Raw genomic sequence first — 22,850 nt, forward strand, 5'->3', positions numbered from 1 at the left:
GAGGAGACACCTGATGAAACGTAAGGGCATGTATTTGTTGATTGCCTTGGCCCTGAGCGGCGTGGGAGCGGTTCATGCGCAGGACACGGCTGCGCCGGACAGCGCCACGACGAGCACGCCGAGCTACGACGGGCGCTGGTACATCGCGCCGACGATCGGTGGCTACTACAACGACACCGACCGGAACACGAACAGCCGCCAGGTCTACTACGGTCTGGGGGTGGGCCGGTTCGTGTCGCCGAACGCATCGATCGACCTGTTCATCGACCGCACCAGCCGCGACCGTGACGGCGGCGGCAGCTGGGCGAACAACAACTACGGTGTGGCGGCGCGTTTCTACGCGGGTGAGTGGAACGCGTGGCGTCCGTACCTGCTGGCGGGCGTGATGGGCAGCTACCACACCAACAGCGGCGACCGCGGCTGGGCGCCGGCGGCGGAGCTGGGCGGCGGCGTGTCCAAGACGATCACGGACAGCTCGGACATCCGCATCGAGGCGGGCTACCGGTACGACTGGGACGACAAGTCGCAGCGCAAGGAAGACGGCTACGGCGACTGGTTCCTGGGCTTCAGCCTGGTGTCGCGCTTCGGCGAGCCGGCGGCCGCGCCGACCCCGCCGCCGCCGCCGCCGGTCAACGACTGCTCGACGAAGGACAGCGACGGCGACGGCGTGAACGACTGCGACGACAAGTGCCCGGCGACGCCGGCGGGCACGATCGTGGGTCCGGACGGCTGCCCGCAGAAGGTGGTGATCGACCTGCGTGGCGTGAACTTCAAGTTCGACTACCCGAAGAAGGGCCACGTGAAGGCGGAGGAGATCGGCAAGGCGCTGGCCGAGCCGACGAGCGACTCGATCGCGATCCTGGACCAGGCGGTGGATACGCTGAAGCGGTATCCGGACGTGAAGGTGACGGTGGCGGGCTACACGGACTCGGTGGGTACGGATGCGTACAACCAGAGCCTGTCGGAGCGTCGTGCGCAGATCGTGTACGACTACTTGACCAGCCACGGGATCGACGCGAGCCGTCTGCAGGGTCCGATCGGTCATGGCGAGAACGACCCGATCGACAGCAACGACACGGATGCCGGGCGTGCGCGCAACCGCCGCACGGAGCTGCAGGTGCAGCAGTAAGTCGTCCGGTCGCCTTGGTGACGGAGAAAACCCCGCTAATGGCGGGGTTTTCTTTTGGGTCTGATTAAAAATTGACCACTGCGCCCGGATCGGGGGTTTGGGGACGGGTCCAAAATCCTGAACAAGGGCTCACCGGCTATTATCTTTGCGTAGAGTTCCCGTGTGCGAACCGCTTAACGGTTTTGCTACACTTCGCCACGCTTGCTGTAGGGAAGCGGATGTCAAGCAAAGGGCAAAGGGCGAGGTCCTGAGGCTGGTTGGCAGTTCCGACGCGTTATCCGTCTGGGGTGGAACGGACGCGAATATCCAATAAACAAAGGAGACACCTGATGAAACGTAAGGGCATGTATTTGTTGATTGCCTTGGCCCTGAGCGGCGTGGGAGCGGTTCATGCGCAGGACACGGCTGCGCCGGACAGCGCCACGACGAGCACGCCGAGCTACGACGGGCGCTGGTACATCGCGCCGACGATCGGTGGCTACTACAACGACACCGACCGGAACACGAACAGCCGCCAGGTCTACTACGGTCTGGGGGTGGGCCGGTTCGTGTCGCCGAACGCATCGATCGACCTGTTCATCGACCGCACCAGCCGCGACCGTGACGGCGGCGGCAGCTGGGCGAACAACAACTACGGTGTGGCGGCGCGTTTCTACGCGGGTGAGTGGAACGCGTGGCGTCCGTACCTGCTGGCGGGCGTGATGGGCAGCTACCACACCAACAGCGGCGACCGCGGCTGGGCGCCGGCGGCGGAGCTGGGCGGCGGCGTGTCCAAGACGATCACGGACAGCTCGGACATCCGCATCGAGGCGGGCTACCGGTACGACTGGGACGACAAGTCGCAGCGCAAGGAAGACGGCTACGGCGACTGGTTCCTGGGCTTCAGCCTGGTGTCGCGCTTCGGCGAGCCGGCGGCCGCGCCGACCCCGCCGCCGCCGCCGCCGGTCAACGACTGCTCGACGAAGGACAGCGACGGCGACGGCGTGAACGACTGCGACGACAAGTGCCCGGCGACGCCGGCGGGCACGATCGTGGGTCCGGACGGCTGCCCGCAGAAGGTGGTGATCGACCTGCGTGGCGTGAACTTCAAGTTCGACTACCCGAAGAAGGGCCACGTGAAGGCGGAGGAGATCGGCAAGGCGCTGGCCGAGCCGACGAGCGACTCGATCGCGATCCTGGACCAGGCGGTGGATACGCTGAAGCGGTATCCGGACGTGAAGGTGACGGTGGCGGGCTACACGGACTCGGTGGGTACGGATGCGTACAACCAGAGCCTGTCGGAGCGTCGTGCGCAGATCGTGTACGACTACCTGACCAGCCACGGGATCGACGCGAGCCGTCTGCAGGGTCCGATCGGTCATGGCGAGAACGACCCGATCGACAGCAACGACACGGATGCCGGGCGTGCGCGCAACCGCCGCACGGAGCTGCAGGTGCAGCAGTAAGTCCGGTCGCTGCAGTGACGAGGAAAGCCCGGCGCATGCCGGGCTTTCTTTTTGGCGGCAGGCCGTCGCCCGGATGTCGCCGCCGGCACGCCGGCGACACGATGCCTAAACCGGCGGCCGTCGCCGGATGCCATGATGGAGGCCGTGCGACCGTGCCGGGTTCGACAGCATGCCGCGGCCGCCCGAAGATACCCCCATGCCCCGCTCGCCCGCCACGACTCCACGCCACGGCCTTGCCCGCGTGCTCAGCAAGCTCGGCGCCTGCTCGCGCAGCCAGGCCGAGCGCGCCGTGCGCGAGGGGCGCGTCTGCGTGGACGGCCGTCCGGTGCGCGACCCGCAATGGCCCACGTCGCCGGAGCGCCACCGCATCACCCTGGACGACGTGCCGGTCGCTGCCGCGCGGCGCGTGTACCTCGCGCTGAACAAGCCCCGCGGCGTGGTCACCACCGCGGCCGACGAGCGCGGCCGCGCCACGGTCTACGACCTGCTCGCGGCGGCGGGCCTGCCCTGGCTGGGGCCGGTGGGCCGGCTGGACAAGGCCAGCGAGGGCCTGCTGCTGCTGAGCAACGACACCGCGTGGGCCGCGGCGCTCACCGACCCCGCGCGGCACGTGGACAAGACCTATCACGTGCAGATCGACGCCGTGCCGGACGACACCCTGCTGGAGCGGCTGGCGTCCGGCGTGGTGGAAGGCGGCGAGCGGCTGGCCGCGAAGCGCGTTGTCCTGCTGCGCCGCGGGGAGAAGCATGCCTGGCTGGAGATCGTGCTGGACGAGGGCCGCAACCGGCACATCCGCCGCCTGCTCGCGGCCTGCGGCATCGGCGTGCTGCGCCTGGTGCGGACGGCGATAGGGCCGCTCGCGCTGGGCGAACTGCCGAAGGGGCAATGGCGGCACCTGCGCCCGGAGGAGGTGGACCAGCTGGCCCGGGCGGCAGGGAGCGCGGCGAAGCGCCGCGAGGCATGGTCCACCCAGGCTCCGGTGCGCTAAGGTCGGGCCGCCGCGGAAGCGGCCCGCACGACAGCGAGCGTGCGCTCGACGGCCGGATGGACGCCACCGGCGGGAGGGAGCCGGGCGTAGACGGTGTTGCGGCAGGGCGAGCCTGGCTTGCGCACGGCGGCCACCTCGCCGCGCCGCGGGTAGCGTGCGAGGCAGTCGGCGGGCACGATGGACAGGCCACGCCCCGCCGCCACCCAGTCCAGCACTTCCTCCAGCTCCTCGAAATGGGCGGCCACGTCGAGCTGTCCCGGGCTGGCGCCCAGCACCTGGGTGAACCAGGTCGCGAAGACGTAGTCGCTCTCGTCGTAGGTGACGAAGCGCATGCGCCGCAACGCGGCGAGGTCCAGCGCCGGCGCGGGCGAGTGCGCCGGCGCCGCCAGCACGATCTCCTCCGTGCCGACCGGCCGGCAATCCAGCCGGCTGCGCGCCGGCAGCACGTGCACGAAGCCGAGGTCGCAGGCGCCGTCCTCCACTTCGCGCGCCACGTCGTCCGCGGTGGGGAAGCGCATGCGGATCGGCAGGTCGGCCAGCGGGCCGTCGCGGAACAGCGGCAGCAGGACGTAGCGCCCGTACCCGCTCACCGCCGCGATGCGCAGCGGCGGCGCATGGTCCGGCGCCGGCTCCCGCAGCGCGTCGCGCACGCGCGTCCAGTCGCGGCCCATGTCGCGGCAGCAGCCGAACAGGCGCCGGCCGGCCGGGTTCGGCCGTAGCCGGCCGTTGCCGCGCTCGAACAGGGGCAGGCCCAGCGCCTCCTCCAGCCGGCGCAGCTGGTAGCTCACCGCCTGCCCGGTGCGGTGCAGCTCCGCGGCGGCGGCCGGGCGGCCGACCTATGCGCTGGAACGCGCGCCGAGCTTCGGCACGCCGCTGGAGGAGCGCAAGCCGAGCGCGACGGTGCAGGTCGGCTACTTCCACCTGCGCCCCGGCACCGAGGCGCGCTTCCGCCGCGCGCTGGAGGCGGCGCACGCCGCCCTGGCCCGGCTGCCGGGCGCGCCGGCGCACACCTGGTACCGGCTGGTCGCCGGCGGGGACCAGCCGCAGTACCTGCTGATGGTGGCGCGTGCGGACTGGGCCAGCTACGACCGCTTCGACCGCGACGTGCCGGCCCTGCTGGCCGGCGACGCCGATGCGCTGGCGGCTTTCGCCGCCGCGGTCGCCGCGGTCGAGACGGAAAGCTGGCGCTACCGCGCCGACCTCAGCAACCTGCCGTGAGCCCGGCGCCGGCTCAGCCGGCGAGCACGCCCAGCCGGCGGCCCACGCGGGTAAAAGCGTCGATGGCGCGGTCCAGGTGCTCGCGGGTGTGCGCCGCGCTCATCTGCGTGCGGATGCGCGCCTGGCCCTGCGGCACCACCGGGTAGAAGAAGCCGGTGACGTAGATGCCTTCCTCCAGCAGCGCGGCGGCCATCGCCTGCGCCTTGGGCGCGTCGTAGATCATCACCGGCACGATCGGGTGCACGCCTGGCTTGATGTCGAAGCCGGCGGCGGCCATGCGCTCGCGGAAGTAGGCGGTGTTCTCCTGCACGCGCGCGCGCAGCTCGCCGGCCGAGACCAGCATGTCGAACACCTTGATCGCCGCGGCCACCACGTGCGGCGGCAGCGAGTTGGAGAACAGGTACGGCCTGGAGCGCTGGCGCAGCAGCTCGATCACCTCGGCCGGGCCGGTGGTGAAGCCGCCCAGCGCGCCGCCCAGCGCCTTGCCCAGCGTGCCGGTGAAGATGTCGATCTTGTCCAGCACGCCGTGCACCTCGGCCGAGCCGCGGCCGGTGGCGCCGAGGAAGCCGGTGGCGTGGCACTCGTCGATGTGCACCATCGCGCCGTACTTCTCGGCCAGCGCGGCGATCCGGTCGAGCGGCGCGATGAAGCCGTCCATCGAGAACGAGCCGTCGCTGGTGATCAGCTTGGTGCGCGCGCCGGCGGCGTCGGCGGCCTGCAGCTGCTTCTCCAGGTCCGCCATGTCGCAGTTGGCGTAGCGGAAGCGCCTGGCCTTGCACAGGCGGATGCCGTCGATGATCGAGGCGTGGTTGAGCGCGTCGGAGATCACCGCGTCCTCCTCGCCCAGCAGCGGCTCGTACAGGCCGCCGTTGGCGTCGAAGCAGGCGGCGTAGAGGATGGTGTCCTCGGTGCCGAAGAAGTCGGCGATCTTCTTCTCCAGCTGCTTGTGCAGGTCCTGCGTGCCGCAGATGAAGCGCACCGAGGCCATGCCGAAGCCGTGGGTGTCCAGCGCCTGCTTGGCGGCGGCGATCACCTCCGGGTGGTCGGCCAGGCCCAGGTAGTTGTTGGCGCAGAAGTTGAGCACCTTGCGGCCGCCTTCCAGCTCGATCTCGGCCGACTGCGGCGAGACGATGACGCGCTCGCCCTTGAACAGGCCCTGCGCGCGGATGGAATCGAGTTCGGCGGCGTAGCGGTCGCGGGCGGTGTAGGTCACGGTAGGTCTCCGGTCGGGTGGGGCGCTGCGGGATGGGTGCAGGGCGCCCGTTTTCTCTTGGCCGTCATTTCCGCGGAAGCGGGAATCCGTCGGGCCATGTTCTCGCCCGAGGGCGAAACGGTTTCCGCTTCCGCGGGAATGACGCCGGCCCAGTGCAGGCGGGGTCGCAGGGAAGCCGCCGCCTCAGGTCCAGCTGCAGACCACCTTGCCGCACTGGCCGGCGTCCATCAGGTCGAAGCCGCGCTGGAAGTCGTCGATGGCGATCTGGTGGGTGAGCACCTTCTGCAGCGGGAAGCCGGTGAGCACCATCTGGGTCATCTTGTACCAGGTCTCGTACATCCGGCGGCCGTAGATGCCCTGCAGGGTGAGGCCCTTGAAGATCACCTTGTCCCAGTCGATGCCGGCGCCCTTGGGCAGGATGCCGAGCAGGGCGATCCTGCCGCCGTGGTACATGCAGTCGAGCATGTCGTTGAAGGCGCGCGGGTTGCCGCTCATCTCCAGGCCCACGTCGAAGCCTTCCATGTGCAGGTCGGACATCACGTCCTTCAGCGACTGGTTGGCCACGTTCACCACGCGCGTGGCGCCCATGTCGGCGGCCAGCTTCAAGCGGTAGTCGTTGACGTCGGTGACCACCACGTTGCGCGCGCCCACGTGCTTGGCGATGCCGGCGGCGATGATGCCGATCGGGCCGGCGCCGGTGATCAGCACGTCCTCGCCGATCAGGTCGAACTCCAGCGCGCAGTGCGCGGCGTTGCCGTAGGGGTCGAAGAAGGCGGCCAGCTCGGACGGGATCGGGTCCGGGATCGGCCACAGGTTGGAGGCCGGCATGGTCATGTACTCGGCGAACGCGCCGTTGCGGTTCACGCCGATGCCGATGGTGTTCGGGCACAGGTGCTGGCGTCCCGCGCGGCAGTTGCGGCAGTGGCCGCACACGATGTGGCCCTCGGCCGAGACGCGGTCGCCGACCTTGTAGCCGGTGACGCCGGGGCCGATCTCCACGATGCGGCCGACGAACTCGTGGCCGATGGTCAGGCCGGGCTTGATGACGCGCTGGCTCCACTCGTCCCACTTGTAGATGTGCAGGTCGGTGCCGCAGATGGCGGTCTTCTCGATCTTGATCAGCACCTCGTTCGGGCCGACCTGCGGCACCGGCACCTCCTCCATCCAGATGCCTTTCTCGGGGTGGCGCTTGACCAGGGCTTTCATCGTCTGCGGCATGGGGATGTCCGTCGGCAGGCCCGCGTGGCGGGCGGGGAAACGTCCATTATAGAGGCCGCCGGTGCAGCGACGCCTTGCGCGCTGCGGCATCGGCCCGGGCCGCCGCCTACAATGCGCCGATGCCTGCCGACCGCCGTCCGCCCGCCGTGTTCCTGATGGGGCCCACCGCCTCGGGCAAGACCGCGCTCGCCTGCGCGCTGCGGGAACGCTTCCCGGTCGAGCTGGTGAGCGTGGACTCGGCGCTGGTCTACCGCGGCATGGACATCGGCACCGCCAAGCCCGACGCGGCCACGCTGGCCCGGCACCCGCACGCGCTGCTCGACCTGCGCGACCCGGCCGAGCCGTACTCGGCGGCGGACTTCCGCGCCGACGCGCTGGCGGCGATGCGTGCGATCGGCGCGCGGGGCCGCGTGCCGCTGCTGGTCGGCGGCACCGGGCTGTACTTCCGCGCGCTGCAGCGCGGGCTGTCGGCGCTGCCGGAAGCCGAGCCGGCGATCCGCGGGCGGCTGGCCGCGGCGGCGGCGGCGCACGGCTGGCCGTTCCTGCACGCGCGGCTGGCGCGGCTGGACCCGGCGGCGGCGGCGCGGATCGGCCCCAACGACGCGCAGCGGCTGCAGCGCGCGCTGGAGGTGATCGAGCTCACCGGGCGGCCGCTGTCCGAACAGCAGCGCGGCGGCAGCGGCGAGCCCTTTCCCTGGCGCGTGCTCAAGCTGGCCCTGCTGCCGGGCGACCGCCGCCCGCTGCACGAGCGGATCGCCCGCCGCTTCGACGCCATGCTCGCGGCGGGCTTCCTGGACGAGGTGCGCGCCCTGCGCGCGCGCGGCGACCTGCATCCGGACCTGCCCGCCATGCGCGCGGTGGGCTACCGCCAGGCCTGGGAGCACCTGGACGGCATCACCGACGCGGCGGCCTTCCGCGACCGCGGCGTCTACGCCACCCGCCAGCTCGCCAAGCGGCAGGTCACCTGGCTGCGCGGCGAGCTGGACGCCCGCGCGCTCGATCCGGAAAGCCCGCGGCTGCCCGAAACCGCCGCCGCCGCCTTGGAACTGTTCCTGGGCGCCCCCATCTAGCCGTCCCGGGCAACGGCCGGGACTGCGCAGCAGGCCACATCAATGCTGTTCCCCATGCCATTTGAAACCGGCTAACATCCCCTTGTCTTGGGCCGGGCGCCGCGTGCGTCTTTCTCCGGCCCGCCGTTTGCGAGGGGGGAAACAACAATGTCCAAAGGGCAGTCATTGCAAGATCCATTTCTCAACGCACTGCGCCGCGAGCGCGTGCCGGTAGCCATCTATCTCGTCAACGGCATCAAGCTGCAGGGCACGATCGAATCGTTCGACCAGTTCGTCGTCCTGCTACGCAACCAGGTGAGCCAGATGGTCTACAAGCACGCCATCTCGACCGTGGTGCCCAGTCGCAACGTCCGCGTCGGCAACGGCCACGACGGCCATGGCCACGAAGGCCATGCCGACGCGCACCCCACGTCCGCCGAGGCGGAAGGCTGATCGATTCTGTTTGACCGTCAGAAGAAGGGCGAACGCGCCGTCCTGGTGCTGCCGCATTCGCGCGGGGAGAGCGACGCGGCGCGGCGGGCGGAGGAATTCGCCGAGCTGGTGAAGTCGGCCGGCGCCGAGGTGCTGGGTAGCGTCTCGGCGCGGGTCGAGCAGCCCAATCCGCGCTACTACATCGGTTCCGGCAAGGCCGAGGAGGTCGCCGAGATGGTGCGCGCGCTCGGCGCCGACCTGGTGCTGGTCGACCACCAGCTATCGCCGGTGCAGGAGCGCAACCTGGAGAAGCTGCTCAACGTCCGCGTGATCGACCGCGCGGGCCTGATCCTGGACATCTTCGCCCAGCGCGCCCGCTCGCACGAGGGCAAGCTGGAAGTGGAGCTGGCCCAGCTCAAGCACCTGGCCACCCGCCTGGTGCGCGGCTGGACCCACCTGGAGCGCCAGCGCGGCGGCGCGATCGGCCTGCGCGGCCCGGGCGAGACCCAGCTGGAAACCGACCGCCGCCTGCTCGGCGAGCGCGTGAAGATGCTCACCAGGCGGCTGGAGAAGGTGCAGACCCAGCGCGGCCAGCAGCGCCGCGCGCGCCTGCGCAACACCGTGCCGCGGGTGGCGCTGGTGGGCTATACCAACGCGGGCAAGTCCACCCTGTTCAATGCGCTGACCGCCGGCGAGGTGTACGCGGCCGACCAGCTGTTCGCCACGCTCGACCCCACCGTGCGCCGCATCGAGGACCTGTCCTGCGGGCCGGCCGTGCTGGCCGACACCGTGGGCTTCGTGCGCGACCTGCCGCACGACCTGGTCGCCGCCTTCCGCGGCACGCTGGCCGAGGCGCGCGACGCCGACCTGCTGCTGCACGTCAGCGACGCCGCCGACGAGGAGCGCGAGCACCTGCGCCAGGTGGTCGACCAGGTGCTGGAGGAGATCGGCGCCGGCGACATCCCGCAGCTGCGGGTGATGAACAAGATCGACGTCCTCCCGGCCGGCGCGGCATCGGCCGGCGCCGACGGCGAAGAGCGGGAAACCGCCGTTTCCGGGCGGGACGCCGGGGCCCGGAACACGTCGCCGCGCATCGACCGCGACGCGCAGGGCCGGCCGCACACCGTGTGGCTGTCCGCCGCCACCGGCGCGGGCCTGGACCTGCTGCGCGAGGCGCTGGGCGAGCTGCTGGGCGGCGACCGCGTGCGCTCGGAGCTGCGCCTGCCGCTCACCGCCGGGCGCCTGCACGCCAGGCTGAAGGCGGCCGGGGCGATCGCCGGGGAGCGCGTGGACGAGGACGGCTGGCACCTGTCGATCGACGCGCCGCGCGCGGTGCTCAGCGCACTGGGTGGCGCGGAGGCGGAGCCGGTGCGCGCGCTGCTGGGCGGGATGCGGGCCGACGCGGGCTGAGCGCCGCCGGCCGCCGTGCCGCCACCGCGGCCTGAACAACGCACCGCATCGCGCTTCGTCATCCCGGCGCAGGCCGGGATCCGGTGGCGACAAGGCCCGGCCAGGCCGCACCGTCCCTGGATGGCGCGCTGCGCTCGCCTCCGCGGGGTCGTCCGCTGCGCGGACGTTCTGCGCGCTTCGCGCTGACCCGGCCTGCGCCGGAACGGCGACGGAGAGCATGCCGCTGGCGTGAAGCCGCGGTCATCCGCGGCCCAGGGGCATCCAGCGCGACATCCGCTATCCGGATGCGAAACCCGCGATCCCTCCAGCCCGCAAAAGGATGCCCCCGAACACCGGGGGCATCGCGCGGGCAGGCCGGGGAGGGCGCCTGCTCAGAACCAGAAGCCCAGCTGCACGCCGTAGGTGCGCGGCGGCAGGTACTGCGAGGTGAAGGCCACCGTGCCGTCGGCCAGCAGCGTGCTGCCGGCGGCGCTGCTCTTGACCTTGCCGTCGGACACGTTCTGCACGTAGGCGTTGACGTACCACTTGTCGCCCGGCTCGGTGTAGCGCAGCGAGACGTCGCCGCGGACGTAGGACTTCTGCTTGTCGCCGGCGCCGAAGTTGAACCAGCTCAGCCACTGCGCGCTCTGGTACTGCGCGCTCAGGCGCGGGGTCAGGCGGCCGCCGTTGCCCAGCACGAAGTCGTGCTCGTAGATGGCGGTGAGCGAGACGTTCGGCGCGTGCGGCAGGTCGTTGCCGGAGATGTCCATGCAGTTGTTGCTGATGGTCGATTCCGGAGGGCAGGCGGTCGGCACGTAGTAGTCGTTGCTGGCCGCGTACTTCTCCGTGCCGAGCTTCTTCTCCGGGATCCACGACAGGATCAGGTTGGCGCGGTCGTTGGCCTGCGAGTAGGCCAGCTCGGACTCGAAGCCGGCCACCTTGGTCTTGCCGCCGACGTTGGCGAAGCCCAGGCCGTGCGTGCCGTCGGGGTAGGTGACCGGCGCGGACAGCTGGTAGTTCTTGAACACCTCGTAGTAGGCCGCGCTGTTCCAGGTCAGGTGGCCGTCGAGGAAGGCGAACTTGGCGCCGATCTCGTAGTTGGTCAGCGTCTCGGGCTTGTACAGCGCGCCGCCGTCCTGCGTGCCGCCGGACTTGTAGCCGGTGGAGACGCTGGCGTAGATCAGGCCGTCCGGGCCCAGGTCGTGGTCCACGCGCACCAGCCAGGTCGGCTTGCTCTTGCTGTAGGTGGCGTCGTTGCGCTGGCTGATGCTGAAGCCGACGTCGCCGGGCTGCTCGCCGGGCGAGATCGGCAGCTGCGGGTAGGCCGGGTCGTAGGCCCAGCCCCAGTTGATGCCGCCGTTGTTCTCGCGCCGGTCGTGCGACCAGCGCGCGCCGCCGGTGAGGCGCCAGCTGTCGCTGATGTGCCAGGTGGCCTGGCCGAAGACCGCGGCGGTGGACACCACTTCCTCCGGCTGGATGAACGAGCCCTGCCAGTTCACGGTGCCCTGCTGGGTGCCGTTCATGATCGGGATGTCGAAGCGGATGTTGTTGTTCTCGTGCGCGTAGTACAGGCCGAGGATCCAGTCCAGCGCGTTCTCGCCGGTGGACTTCAGGTCCAGCTCGTGGCTGTAGCTCTTGTAGTTGGAGAAGTTGGTGCGGTCCTCCTGGTACACGCCATTGGTGGCGAAGCTGGTCGGCACGTTGACGCCGGCGTCCTGGTCGTAGTCGCTCTTGCCGGAGTAGCGGTTGAAGCCGGCCACGTAGGTCAGCTGCACGCCGTCGCCGATGTTCCAGTCCATGCGGCTGCGCACCGTGTGCGAGGTGCGGTCCAGATACGGCGCCACGTCGATCAGCGCCGACCAGAAGTCCTGGCCCGGGCGCGGATGCTGCATCAGGTTCATGCTGGGCGTGCCGCGGTCGGCGAAGTACTCGTAGGACAGGTCCCACAGGAAGCTGTCGGAAGGCTGCCAGCGCGCGCTCACGCGGGCGGCCGACTGGTCCTGCGCGTCGTACTTCTTGCCCTTCTGCACGAACAGGTTGGTATTGATCGGCTGGAAGGCGGCCGGGTCGCCGCCGGCGGCGAGGTAGTTCGCGCGCTGCTGGTCCACCGCGGGGATCTGGCCGACCGGGTTCTGGTAGTCGACGTAGCCGTCGTGCTGCTCGTGCACCGCCGCCACGCGCATGGCAAAGGTGCTGCTGACCGGCAGGTTCACCGCGGCGCGCACGCCGCTCTGGTTGAAGTTGCCCGCCTCGACCATGCCGTTGCCGTAGAAGCCGCCGCCGATGTCGGGCTTGGCGGTGGTGAAGCTGATCGCGCCGGCGGTGGAGTTGCGGCCCCACAGCGTGCCCTGCGGGCCGCGCAGCACTTCCACGCCGTCCATGTCCAGCAGCAGGCCGGCGGCGGCCTCGGCGCGCGGGGTGTACACGCCGTCGACGAAGGTGGCGACCTCGGGGTCGGCGTACTCGGTCTTGGCCGAATCGTTGCCGATGCCGCGCAAGGTCAGCGTGACCACGCCGTGGTCGCCCTGCGAGGTGCCCTGCAGGCCGGGCACCAGCTTGACGATGTCCTGCACGGTCATCACGCGCTCCTTGTCGAGCGTGTCGGCCGTGATCGCGCTGACCGCGACCGGCGTCTTCTGCAGCGGGGTCTCGCGCTTGGTGGCGCTGACCTCGATGGCATCGAGCTGTTTGACCTTCCTGGCCTGGTCCTGCTTGTTCGCCTGGTCCTGCGGCGAGGCGTCCTGGCCCGCCGCGAGGGCGGGGCCGGTGGCGAGTACGGCGGTCAAGGCCACGTACAGCGCCGAGTAGCGCAGCTTCATTTCGCTTCCCCTCCAAAGTCGTTCCGAATATGGATGCCGTCGGCGTGAAAGGCGTCGAACGGCTTTGCCCCGTGCCATCTGACAGCGCTGTCATTTCCCGATCTGACAGCGCTGTCATGGTTTGATGGTATTGTGATCCGCGACGCAATGCTTGACGCATAGCAGCAAGCCTGGGAGGGCGGCGATGGCACGGTTGCGCAAGATACTGATCGTGGGCGGCGGCGCGGCCGGCTGGCTGGTCGCCTGCTACCTGGCCAAGGCGGTGAACGCGGCCGCGCCGGACGCGATCCGGGTGGAGCTGGTGGAGTCGCCCGGCATCGGCCTGCTGGGCGTGGGCGAGGCGACCTTCCCGTCGATCCGCGGCACGCTGTCGGCGATCGGCCTGGACGAACGCCGCTTCCTCGCCGGCGCCACCGCGACCTACAAGCAGGGCATCCACTACCGCCACTGGGTGCGGCCGCCCGGCGCGCCCGGTGCCGACCACTTCTTCCATCCGTTCAACGCGCCCAGCCAGCGGCCCGGCGGCCCCGAGCTGCTGCCCTACTGGCTGCTGGGCGAGGCGCCCGCCGGCCTGTCGTTCGCCGAGGCGGTGTCGATGCAGACCCTGCTGGTCGGGCACAACCGCGCGCCCAAGCGCCTGCGCGACCCGGACTACCAGGGGCCGCTCAACCACGCCTACCACTTCGACGCGGCGCTGTTCGCCCGCGTGCTCGCCGAGCACGGCGAGCGGACCCTGGGGGTGAGGCGGCACCTGGCCACCATCGGGCGCGTCGAGCTGGACGAGGGCGGCGCGATCGCCGGCGTGGTCACCGCCGAGCTCGGCACGTTCAGCGCCGACCTCTACGTCGACTGCACCGGGCTGCGCAGCCTGCTCAGCGGCGGCGCCATGCGCTCGCCGTTCCGCAGCCGCCGCGACGTGCTGTTCGCCGACCGCGCGGTGGCGATGCAGGTGCCGTACCCGTCGCCGGACGCGCCGATTCCCTCCTGCACCATCGCCACCGCGCAGGAGGCCGGCTGGATCTGGGACATCGGCCTGCAGCGGCGCCGCGGTACCGGCTACGTGTACTCCTCGCGCCACACCAGCCAGGAGCGCGCGGAGGAGGTGTTCCGCCGCTACCTCGGCCCCGCCGCCGAGGGCGTCGAGCCGCTGCACATCAGGTTCGAGACCGGCTACCGCCCGCAGCACTGGCGCAGGAACTGCGTGGCGGTGGGCCTGGCCGGCGGCTTCGTGGAGCCGCTGGAATCCACCGGCATCGCGCTGGTCGAGCTGGGCGCGTACCTGCTCACCCACCTGCTGCCCGGCGACACCGGCGACATGGAGCGGGCCGCGCGCCACTACAACGAGATGATGGTGGCCCGCTACGAGCGCATCATCGACTTCATCAAGATGCACTACTGCCTGAGCCAGCGCCGCGACGCGCCGTTCTGGGCCGACAACGCCGATCCGGCGGGCATCCCCGACGCGCTGAGGGACAAGCTGGCGCAATGGCGCCACCGCCCGCCGCACCGGCTGGACTTCGTCGGCGACCTGGAGATGTTCCTGGTCTCCAGCTGGCAGTACGTGCTGTACGGCATGGAGTTCAGGACCGACCTCGAACCGATGCGCAGCGCCTATCCGCGCGCGGAGGAGGCGCGGCGCGAGTTCGCGATGATCCAGCTGGCCGCGCGCCAGGCCCTGGGCGACCTGCCCGGGCACCGCGAGCTGGTCGAGGGCCTGTGCCGCGAGCACGCGCAACGCGGCCGGGACGCGGCCGCGGCGGCGGCCGGCTGAGGGCGGGACATGCCCCGGCGGGCGAACCGCCGGGGGCAATCTGCTAACATTCGCGGTTGGGCCGCCTCATCGCGCCTGATTCTCCCCCTCACCGCGATCCGCCACCGCCGACCCGTCACCATGCCGAATGCCCGTTCGACCCATGCCCGGCCGTCCGCGTCGGTCCGTCCCCTGCCTGCGGGAGCCTGAGCCCATGGCCTGGAACGAGCCCGGCAGCAACGGCCAGCGCGATCCCTGGAACCGCAACCGCCCCTCCGGCGACAAGCACGGCCTGGAGCAGGCCTGGCGCCAGCTCAAGGCCAGGCTCGGCAAGTTCGGCGGCGGTCCCGGCGGCCTGGCCACCATCGTGCTGGCCTTCGTGCTCGCCTGGCTGCTGTGGAGCGCCTGCGTGGTGGTCGGCCCCACCGAGTCCGGCGTGGTGCTGCGCTTCGGCCAGTACGCCCGCACCCTCGGCCCGGGCCTGCACTTCAAGCTGCCGCGGCCGATCGAGAGCGTGGCCAAGGTCGAGACCACCCGCGTGCGCTCGGTGGCCGGCAACGTGCGCATGCTGACCCGCGACGAGAACATCATCACCATCGACTTCACCGTGCAGTACCAGGCACTCGACGCGCGCAAGTACCTGTACTCGGTGGACAACATCGACACCACCATCGCCGCCGCCGCCGAGGCCGCGGTGCGCACGGTGATCGGCCAGAGCACGATGGACCAGATCCTCTCCGGCCAGGGCTCGGCGCTGGTGGCCGACGCCGGCAAGACGCTGCAGCACACCCTGGACGGCTACGACTCGGGCGTGCGCGTGACCGAGGTGAGCTTCCAGAACGTCGCCCCGCCGCAGGAAGTGAAGGACGCCTTCGACGACGTCAACAAGGCCCGCGAGGACAAGCAGAGCGCGGAGAACAACGCGCTGGCCTACGCCAGCAAGGTGGTGCCGATCGCCCGCGGCGACGCCGCGCGCATCGCCGCCGAGGCCGAGGGCTACAAGGCCGAGCGCATCGCCCGCGCGCAGGGCGACGCCGAGCGCTTCAGCCTGCTGCTGAAGGAATACCGGGCCGCGCCCGAGGTCACCCGCCGCCGCCTGTGGCTGGAGACGATGGAGCAGGTGCTGGCCGACAACGCCAAGGTGATCGACGGCTCCGGCGGCCGCAACATCATCAACCTGCCGTCCGCCCCGGCGGCCGCGGCGCCGCCGGCCGTGCAGGCCGACGCCGCGCAGGGCGGCGCCACCGAGGCCAAGCCATGAAGATCGGAGCCGTGGTCCTGGCCGTGCTGCTGGTGCTGCTCGGCCTCAACAGCGCCTTCGTGGTGAACGAGGGGCAGAACGCGCTGCTGCTGCAGTTCGGCCGCATCGTGCGCACCGACTACAGGCCGGGCCTGCACTTCAAGCTGCCGCTGCTGCAGCAGGTGATCCGCCTGGACGACCGCATCCTGGAGCTGGACGCCGACTCGGAGCGCTACTTCACCTCCGAGAAGAAGAGCGTCGTGGTCGACTTCTACGTGAAGTGGCGCATCGCCGACAACGCCGCCTACTACCGCGCCACCCGGGGCGACCAGGCGCAGGCCGTGCAGCGCCTCACCCCGATCGTGAAGGACGCGCTGCGCTTCGAGTTCAACGCGCGCGACCTGCAGGAGCTGGTCTCCGGCGGCCGCAAGGACATTTCCGAGCGCGTGCGCCAGCTCACCGACGCCTCCGCGCGCAGGAACCTGGGCATCGCCGTGGTGGACGTGCGCATCAAGCGCATCGACCTGCCGGAGGAGGTGAGCGAGTCGGTCTACAAGCGCATGCGCGCCGAGCGCCTGCAGCTGGCCAACGAGCTGCGCTACACCGGCCAGGAGGCCGCCGAGAAGATCCAGGCCGACGCCGACCGTCAGGGCCAGGTGCTGCGCGCCGACGCCGAGCGCGACGCTGCCCGCACGCGCGGCGAGGGCGACGCCCAGGCCGCCGCGATCTACGCGCAGGCCTACGGGCAGGACCCGGAGTTCTTCGCCTTCTACCGCAGCCTGGGCGCCTACCGCGCCGCCTTCGGGGACGGCAAGGGCGTGATCGTGCTGAAGCCGGACGCCGAGCTGCTGCGCTACTTCAACGACGCCGGCGCCAGGCGCTGAGGCCGCCGCGATGCCGCGCGAGCTCTACGCCGCCCTGTGCCTGGTCCTGGTCGTCGAGGGCCTGCTGCTGTTCGCGGCGCCGCGCGGCTGGCAGGCCATGGTGCGCGAGGCGATGAAGCTGCCGCCGCGCATCTTGCGCCTGTGCGGCGCCGGCGCGATGGTGCTCGGCCTGCTGGCGCTGCGGCTGGTCCACTGAGCCTGCACGGCCTTTCGATTCCATTCCCACCACAAGGCTCCCCGCGGAGCGCACCCGAACGAGCGAGAAGATCATGGGCAAGTCAGTCGTCATCCTAGGAGCCCAGTGGGGCGACGAAGGCAAGGGCAAGATCGTCGACCTGCTGACCGAGCGGGTCGGCGCGGTCGCGCGCTTCCAGGGCGGCCACAACGCCGGCCACACCCTGGTCATCAAGGGCAAGAAGACCGTGCTGCACCTGATCCCCTCGGGCATCCTGCGCGACGACGCGCTGTGCCTGATCGGCAACGGCGTGGTGCTGTCGCCGGCCGCGCTCAAGCAGGAGATCGAGGAGCTGGAGGCGCAGGGCGTGCACGTGCGCTCGCGCCTGAAGATCAGCCCGGCCACGCCGCTGATCATGCCCTACCACATCGCCGTGGATAAGGCGCGCGAGGCCGCCGCCGGCAAGGGCGCGATCGGCACCACCGGCCGCGGCATCGGCCCGGCCTACGAGGACAAGGTGGCCCGCCGCTCGATCCGCGTGGCCGACCTGATGTACCCGCACGAGCTGCCGGAGAAGGTCCGGGCGGCGGTGGACTACCACAACTTCATCCTCACCCAGTGGCTGAAGGCGGAGGCGGTGGACTACCAGCAGGTGCTGGACGACGCGCTGGCCTACGGCGAGTTCATCCGTCCGATGGTGGACGACGTCGCCACCATCCTGCACGACGTGCGCAAGAGCGGCGGCCACATCCTGTACGAGGGCGCGCAGGGCGCGCTGCTGGACATCGACCACGGCACCTATCCCTACGTCACCTCGTCCAACACCACCGTCGGCGGCGCGCTGGCCGGCACCGGCGTGGGCGCGGGCGACATCGACTACGTGCTGGGCATCTGCAAGGCCTACGCCACGCGCGTGGGCGGCGGCCCGTTCCCCACCGAGCTGCACGACGAGATGGGCGAGCGCCTGCGCAAGGTCGGCAACGAGTTCGGCGCCAGCACCGGCCGCCCGCGCCGCTGCGGCTGGATCGACCTGGTGGCGCTCAAGCGCGCGGTGCAGATCAACGGCATCAACGGCCTGGCCATCACCAAGCTGGACGTGCTCGACGGCCTACCCAGCATCAAGGTGTGCATCGCCTACGAATACCGCGGCAAGCGCCGCGAGCTGGCGCCGCTGGACGCCGACGGCTGGGCCGAATGCAAGCCGGTCTACCTGGAATTCCCCGGCTGGGAGGAATCCACCGCCGGCATCCGCGAGTGGGACAAGCTGCCCGCCGCCGCCCGCGCCTACCTGCGCGCGGTGGAGGAACTGTCCGGCTGCAAGCTCTCCATCGTCGCCACCGGCGCCGACCGCGAGGACACCATCGTGCTGGACGATCCGTTCGCCTGAGCGGCATGCCGCACCGGGAACGGAGAAGCCCCGCCTCGAGCGGGGCTTTTTCGTGGGGAGCACGCATGCCGGGCGCCCGCGGGCCGCATTCGTGCGGCAACCGACGGGCTCGGCGCCGGCGCACGGCCGCCGCCGGTTCGATACCTCCGCGCCGCCGCCGGCCGGCGGCCCGGTCGGAAGGCCGTGCCGGTCATGAATGTGAGCGTCTGCTTTGCCGCGATTTCACGGCCGCGGTACCCGGGTTCGCCTAGAACGGACTCGGCCGCAATTCCGCGGCGTCGGAGGTTGTCATGGACAAGAATCGCATCGAAGGCACCAAGCACGAGATCAAGGGCACCATCAAAGAAGGCGTGGGCAAGGTCACCGGCAACCCGCTGAAGCAGGCGGCGGGCAACATCGAGAAGAATGCCGGCAAGGTACAGAAGGAAGTCGGCAGGGAGCTGGACCGCCAGCGCGAGGCCGAGCGCCGTCACTGAGCAGTTCGTCCGGGATGGGCAGCGCAAGGTGCCCGCCGGATCGATCCCGCGCAGGAAAGCATGGGCCCGCCATGGCGGGCCTTCGCTTTGTCCGCTTGGTGCCGGATGGAATCCGCCGCTTGCGCCGACGCCGACAGGATTGCGGTCCCGGACGAGGGAACGATTCTCCTTCCGGCCACGGTCGATGCGGCGGCGCCGAAGGCCGGGTCCGGGCCGGGCAGGGCACCGGCCCACGCTGCAGCGTGTCCCGCCATCGCTTTCGCCGCTTCGCCTGCGCATGACCTGTGGCCATGGGCCGCTTCACTGCCTGCGGGCGGCGGGCGCATCCAGTTCCTGCCTTCGGCTTGCTGCGTGGCTCCGCGCCGCGCGGCAGCAGGGTGGCACACGCCTTCGCCCGTGCGCCGGGCGGCCTTGTCGTGCGGCGGCCGGCATGCATGTTCGTATTCGGGAGCGATGCGGGCGGTTGAGCGGGGGCCATGACTTCCGGCGGTGTCCGCGGCCGGCCGGCGGGCCGCACCATGGGCGTATTTCGCACCCATTCCCGGCGACGGTACGCCGGGAGCACCGTCACGAGGACACGTCCCATGCGCAGACACCTGGTATCCGCCATCGCCCTGGCCCTGGCCGGCGCTTCCTTCGCCGGCCTGGCGACCACGCCCGCCGCCGCGCCCCGGGCCCGGCAGCAGGTCACCACCCAGCTGCCGCGCACCGTGCGGCCCACGCACTACGCGGTGGCGGTGACGCCGCATGCCGACAAGCTGGCTTTCGACGGCACCGTGGCGGTGGACGTGCAGGTGCTCAAGCCCACCGCCAGCATCATGCTGAACGCGATCGACATGGCGTTCTCCTCGGTGAAGCTGGCCGCCGCCGACGGCAAGGCCGCCTTCCCGGCACCGAAGGTGAGCGTGGACGGGAAGGCGCAGACCGCCACCTTCACCTTCGCCAGGCCGATCGCGCCGGGCAGCTACACGCTGACCATGGCCTACACCGGCAAGATCGGCACCCAGGCCAACGGCCTGTTCGCGATCGACTACGACACCGCCTCGGGCAAGAAGCGCGCGCTGTACACCCAGTTCGAGAACTCCGACGCGCGCCGCTTCATCCCCTCGTGGGACGAGCCGGCGTACAAGGCCACCTTCGACCTCAGCGTGACCGTGCCGGCCGGCGAGATGGCGGTGAGCAACATGCCGGTGGCCGCGCGGACCGACCTCGGCAACGGCCTGGCCAGGGTGACCTTCCAGACCTCGCCGAAGATGTCCACCTACCTGCTGTTCTTCGGCCTGGGCGACTTCGAGCGCGCCACCACCACGGTGGACGGCACCGAGATCGGCGTGATCACGCAGAAGGGCAAGCGCGACCAGGCGGCCTTCACGCTGGAGTCGGCCAGCGCCGTGCTGAAGGAATACAACGACTACTTCGGCGTGCCGTACCCGCTGCCGAAGCTGGACAACATCGCCTCGCCGGGGCAGAGCCAGTTCTTCTCGGCGATGGAGAACTGGGGCGCGATCTTCACCTTCGAGTACGCGCTGCTGCTCGACCCGTCGATCTCCACCCAGGGCGACAGGGAGCAGGTGTTCAACACCGCCGCGCACGAGATGGCGCACCAGTGGTTCGGCGACCTGGTGACCATGGCCTGGTGGGACGACCTGTGGCTCAACGAGGGCTTCGCTTCGTGGATGGCTGGCCGCATCACCGAGAAGCTGCACCCGGAATGGAACACCAGGCTCGACGCGATCGGCGTGCGCGAGGGCGCGATGTCGCGCGACGCGGTGGCCACCACGCATCCGGTGGTGCAGCACGTGGAGACGGTGGAGCAGGCCAGCCAGGCCTTCGACGCGATCACCTACGCCAAGGGCGAGGCGGTGATCCGCATGCTGGAGGGCTACGTCGGCCCCGAGGCCTGGCGCCAGGGCGTGCGCGACTACATCAAGGCGCACGCCTACGGCAACACCGTGTCCGACGACCTGTGGCACGCGATGGACGGCGTGGCCGGCGGCAAGCCGATCACCACGGTGGCGCACGACTTCACGCTGCAGCCGGGCGTGCCGCTGATCGAGGTGGACTCGGCCCTGTGCAGCGGCGGCGCGACCACCGTCAGGCTGACCCAGGGCGAGTTCACCAAGGACCGCCCGGGCAAGCGGCCGCTGCGCTGGCACGTGCCGGTGATCGCGCAGGTGGTGGGCCACGCCGCCGCCAGCACGCTGGTGGACGGCCAGGCCACGCTGAAGCTGGAAGGCTGCGGCCCGGTGCTGGTCAACGCCGGGCAGAGCGGCTACTACCGCACGCTGTACGCGCCGACGCAGTTCGCGGCGCTGAAGGACGGCTTCACCAGGCTGGCGCCGATCGACCAGCTCGGCCTGATGGGCGACACCTGGGCGCAGGGCATGGCCGGCCTGCAGCCGGTGTCCGATTTCCTCGACCTGGCCAAGGCCACGCCGGCGGATGCCGACCCGGAGATCTGGGCCGAGGTGGCCGGCAGTTTCGCCAGCCTGGACGCCTACTACCGCGGCGACAAGGCGCGGCAGGCGCGCTTCCGCGCCTACGCGGTGAGGCAGCTCAAGCCGGCGTTCGAGCGCCTGGGCTGGCAGTCGCGCAAGGGCGAGAGCACCTCCGCCACGCTGCTGCGCACGCAGCTGATCGGCGTGCTGGCCGAGCTGGGCGACCAGGACGTGCTGAACGAGGCGCGCCGCCGCTACGAGGCGCAGTCGAGCGACCGGGACGCGGTGCCGGCCGAGCTGCGCAAGACCATCCTGGCCATCGTGGCGACCCACGCCGACGCCGCCACCTGGGACAAGCTGCACGCGCAGGCCAAGGCGGAGAAGACCCCGCTGATCAAGGACCACCTGTACGACATGCTGGCCCTGGCCGAGGACGCGGCGCTGGCCCGGCGCGCGCTGGACCTGGCGCTCACCGACGAGCCGGGCGCCACCAACAGCGCCGGCATGATCGCCGCGGTGGGCTACCGCCACCCGGAGCTGGCCTACGACTTCGCCATGGCGCACCGCGCGCAGGTGGACAAGCTGGTCGACTCCACCTCCAGCAGCCGCTACTACCCGGCGCTGGGCGGCAGCTCGTTCCAGCCGTCGATGATCGACAAGATCAAGGCCTACGAGCAGACCATCGCGCCGAGCTCGCGCCGCGCGGCGGAAACCGTGATCGCCAACATCAAGTACCGCATGATGATCCGCAACGAGCGCCTGCCGGCGGTGGACGCCTGGCTGCAGAAGAACGGCGGCTGATCACCGCGCGGCCTGCCATCCAGGCGTCGAGGGAAGGCCCCGTGCGGGGCCTTTCTTCTGGGCGCTTCCCGCTCGTCATTCCTGCGCGGTGCTTTTCAACAGCCGAAGGGGTGACCAGCAGAATGCGGTACCTTTGCGTTCCATGGCCTGCAGGCGCTGGATGCGAGTTTTTGCCGGGGTGGGCAAAATCAGCAATGGCCTTCCGGAGACTGAGCGCCGGAATTAGGCTATGGCCGTAGCCGGATGTCGTCGTCGAACAGAGGGGGAGCCATGAACGTCTTTCCTAGGTTCTTTGCGGGGGCCGCAGCGGCCGTGTGCTTGGCGCAGCCCGCATGGGCGGACTGGCGGCCGGCCAATCCCGACGTTGCCGCGGCGGCGAAGGATGCGCGAATCGCCGCCGCCCTGAACGCGGTGAACGCGATCGATCGCGCCGCCGTCCGCGATGACCACGCCGCCTTCGCCGCGCTTCTGGCCGATGACCTGGCCGTCAACAACCCCCAGAACGGCGTGTCCGTGCGCGGCGCGACCGCCCAGCGCAGCGCTGCCGGCAAGATCAGCTACGTCCGTTACGACAGGATCGTGGAATACGCAGGGCTGCGCGATGGCATGGTCCTGCTGATGGGAGAGGAGATCGTCCAGCCCAGGGGCGACGGCAACGCGCCGGCCAGTGAAGTCCATCGGCGCTTCACCGACCTCTGGAAGCCGGTGGGCGGAAGCTGGCGTCTTACGGCCAGGCAGGCAACCATCATCAACCGCCCCTAGAGCGCCCCGGTCCGCGCCGTTGCCGTTCAGTGGCAGC

19 protein-coding genes are annotated in these 22,850 nt (G+C 70.6%); 15 read left to right on the forward strand and 4 right to left on the reverse strand.

The window, feature by feature from the left end:
• The first annotated feature begins 13 nt into the window (after positions 1 to 13).
• From C7456_RS00385 to C7456_RS00395, 3 genes are all read left to right on the forward strand, one after another.
• On the forward strand, positions 14 to 1,129 hold the full coding sequence (locus C7456_RS00385; RefSeq protein WP_109721802.1) for an OmpA family protein: 1,116 nt from the start codon (positions 14 to 16) through the stop codon (positions 1,127 to 1,129).
• A 329-nt stretch (positions 1,130 to 1,458) separates the two neighbouring features.
• Positions 1,459 to 2,574: an OmpA family protein gene (locus C7456_RS00390; RefSeq protein ID WP_109721802.1), complete on the forward strand. Its 1,116-nt coding sequence runs from the start codon at positions 1,459 to 1,461 to the stop codon at positions 2,572 to 2,574.
• Between the two features lie 196 nt (positions 2,575 to 2,770).
• On the forward strand, positions 2,771 to 3,562 hold the full coding sequence (locus tag C7456_RS00395; RefSeq protein ID WP_245889726.1) for a pseudouridine synthase: 792 nt from the start codon (positions 2,771 to 2,773) through the stop codon (positions 3,560 to 3,562).
• On the opposite strand, the gene C7456_RS00400 is transcribed toward C7456_RS00395, so the two are convergent.
• Positions 3,559 to 4,350, reverse strand: coding sequence for a LysR family transcriptional regulator (locus tag C7456_RS00400; RefSeq protein WP_109721804.1), 792 nt, complete (start codon positions 4,348 to 4,350; stop codon positions 3,559 to 3,561). The two genes, C7456_RS00395 and C7456_RS00400, sit on opposite strands and share 4 nt — an antisense overlap.
• A 10-nt stretch (positions 4,351 to 4,360) precedes the next feature.
• Here C7456_RS00400 and C7456_RS00405 point away from each other — a divergent pair, with 10 nt between their 5' ends.
• On the forward strand, positions 4,361 to 4,780 hold the full coding sequence (locus tag C7456_RS00405) for a hypothetical protein (protein ID WP_109721805.1): 420 nt from the start codon (positions 4,361 to 4,363) through the stop codon (positions 4,778 to 4,780).
• A gap of 13 nt (positions 4,781 to 4,793) precedes the next feature.
• On the opposite strand, the gene kbl is transcribed toward C7456_RS00405, so the two are convergent.
• Both kbl and tdh read right to left on the reverse strand, forming a co-directional pair.
• Positions 4,794 to 5,993, reverse strand: coding sequence for a glycine C-acetyltransferase (gene kbl / locus C7456_RS00410; RefSeq protein ID WP_109721806.1), 1,200 nt, complete (start codon positions 5,991 to 5,993; stop codon positions 4,794 to 4,796).
• A 183-nt stretch (positions 5,994 to 6,176) separates the two neighbouring features.
• A complete protein-coding gene (gene tdh, locus C7456_RS00415) occupies positions 6,177 to 7,199 on the reverse strand; it encodes an L-threonine 3-dehydrogenase (RefSeq protein ID WP_109722102.1) in 1,023 nt (340 codons plus the stop codon).
• 131 nt (positions 7,200 to 7,330) lie between these two features.
• On the opposite strand from tdh, the gene miaA reads away from it, so the two are divergent.
• From miaA to hflX, 3 genes are all read left to right on the forward strand, one after another.
• Entirely contained in the window at positions 7,331 to 8,281 is a 951-nt protein-coding gene (gene miaA, locus C7456_RS00420) for a tRNA (adenosine(37)-N6)-dimethylallyltransferase MiaA (protein WP_109721807.1), read from the forward strand.
• A 147-nt stretch (positions 8,282 to 8,428) separates the two neighbouring features.
• Positions 8,429 to 8,713, forward strand: coding sequence for an RNA chaperone Hfq (gene hfq, locus C7456_RS00425; protein ID WP_109721808.1), 285 nt, complete (start codon positions 8,429 to 8,431; stop codon positions 8,711 to 8,713).
• Positions 8,714 to 8,719: 6 nt separating this feature from the next.
• A complete protein-coding gene (gene hflX, locus C7456_RS00430) occupies positions 8,720 to 10,102 on the forward strand; it encodes a ribosome rescue GTPase HflX (RefSeq protein WP_109721809.1) in 1,383 nt (460 codons plus the stop codon).
• Between the two features lie 371 nt (positions 10,103 to 10,473).
• On the opposite strand, the gene C7456_RS00435 is transcribed toward hflX, so the two are convergent.
• Positions 10,474 to 12,900, reverse strand: a complete 2,427-nt coding sequence (locus C7456_RS00435; protein ID WP_109721810.1) for a TonB-dependent receptor — start codon at positions 12,898 to 12,900, stop codon at positions 10,474 to 10,476.
• A 184-nt stretch (positions 12,901 to 13,084) separates the two neighbouring features.
• Here C7456_RS00435 and C7456_RS00440 point away from each other — a divergent pair, with 184 nt between their 5' ends.
• The 8 genes from C7456_RS00440 to C7456_RS00475 all read left to right on the forward strand — a co-directional run bounded on the left by C7456_RS00440 (position 13,085) and on the right by C7456_RS00475 (position 22,813).
• Positions 13,085 to 14,671: a tryptophan halogenase family protein gene (locus tag C7456_RS00440; protein WP_109721811.1), complete on the forward strand. Its 1,587-nt coding sequence runs from the start codon at positions 13,085 to 13,087 to the stop codon at positions 14,669 to 14,671.
• 193 nt (positions 14,672 to 14,864) lie between these two features.
• Complete coding sequence (hflK, locus tag C7456_RS00445; RefSeq protein ID WP_109721812.1) at positions 14,865 to 15,911, forward strand: FtsH protease activity modulator HflK; 1,047 nt, start codon at positions 14,865 to 14,867, stop codon at positions 15,909 to 15,911.
• The gene (gene hflC / locus C7456_RS00450) at positions 15,908 to 16,774 is read left to right on the forward strand and encodes a protease modulator HflC (protein ID WP_109721813.1); all 867 of its coding nucleotides are present in this window, start codon (positions 15,908 to 15,910) and stop codon (positions 16,772 to 16,774) included. Before hflK ends, hflC begins: the two co-directional genes overlap by 4 nt.
• A 10-nt stretch (positions 16,775 to 16,784) precedes the next feature.
• Positions 16,785 to 16,970, forward strand: coding sequence for a DUF2065 family protein (locus C7456_RS00455; protein WP_109721814.1), 186 nt, complete (start codon positions 16,785 to 16,787; stop codon positions 16,968 to 16,970).
• Positions 16,971 to 17,043: 73 nt separating this feature from the next.
• The gene (locus C7456_RS00460) at positions 17,044 to 18,336 is read left to right on the forward strand and encodes an adenylosuccinate synthase (protein WP_109721815.1); all 1,293 of its coding nucleotides are present in this window, start codon (positions 17,044 to 17,046) and stop codon (positions 18,334 to 18,336) included.
• Positions 18,337 to 18,626: 290 nt separating this feature from the next.
• Positions 18,627 to 18,812, forward strand: coding sequence for a CsbD family protein (locus C7456_RS00465; RefSeq protein WP_109721816.1), 186 nt, complete (start codon positions 18,627 to 18,629; stop codon positions 18,810 to 18,812).
• A gap of 584 nt (positions 18,813 to 19,396) precedes the next feature.
• Positions 19,397 to 22,051 (forward strand): M1 family metallopeptidase, encoded by a 2,655-nt coding sequence (locus C7456_RS00470; RefSeq protein WP_109721817.1) that lies wholly within the window; start codon positions 19,397 to 19,399, stop codon positions 22,049 to 22,051.
• A gap of 270 nt (positions 22,052 to 22,321) precedes the next feature.
• Positions 22,322 to 22,813: a DUF4440 domain-containing protein gene (locus C7456_RS00475; protein ID WP_170120136.1), complete on the forward strand. Its 492-nt coding sequence runs from the start codon at positions 22,322 to 22,324 to the stop codon at positions 22,811 to 22,813.
• The last annotated feature ends 37 nt before the right edge of the window (positions 22,814 to 22,850 follow it).

The sequence above is a fragment of the Fulvimonas soli genome, from assembly GCF_003148905.1.
Classification (GTDB): domain Bacteria; phylum Pseudomonadota; class Gammaproteobacteria; order Xanthomonadales; family Rhodanobacteraceae; genus Fulvimonas; species Fulvimonas soli.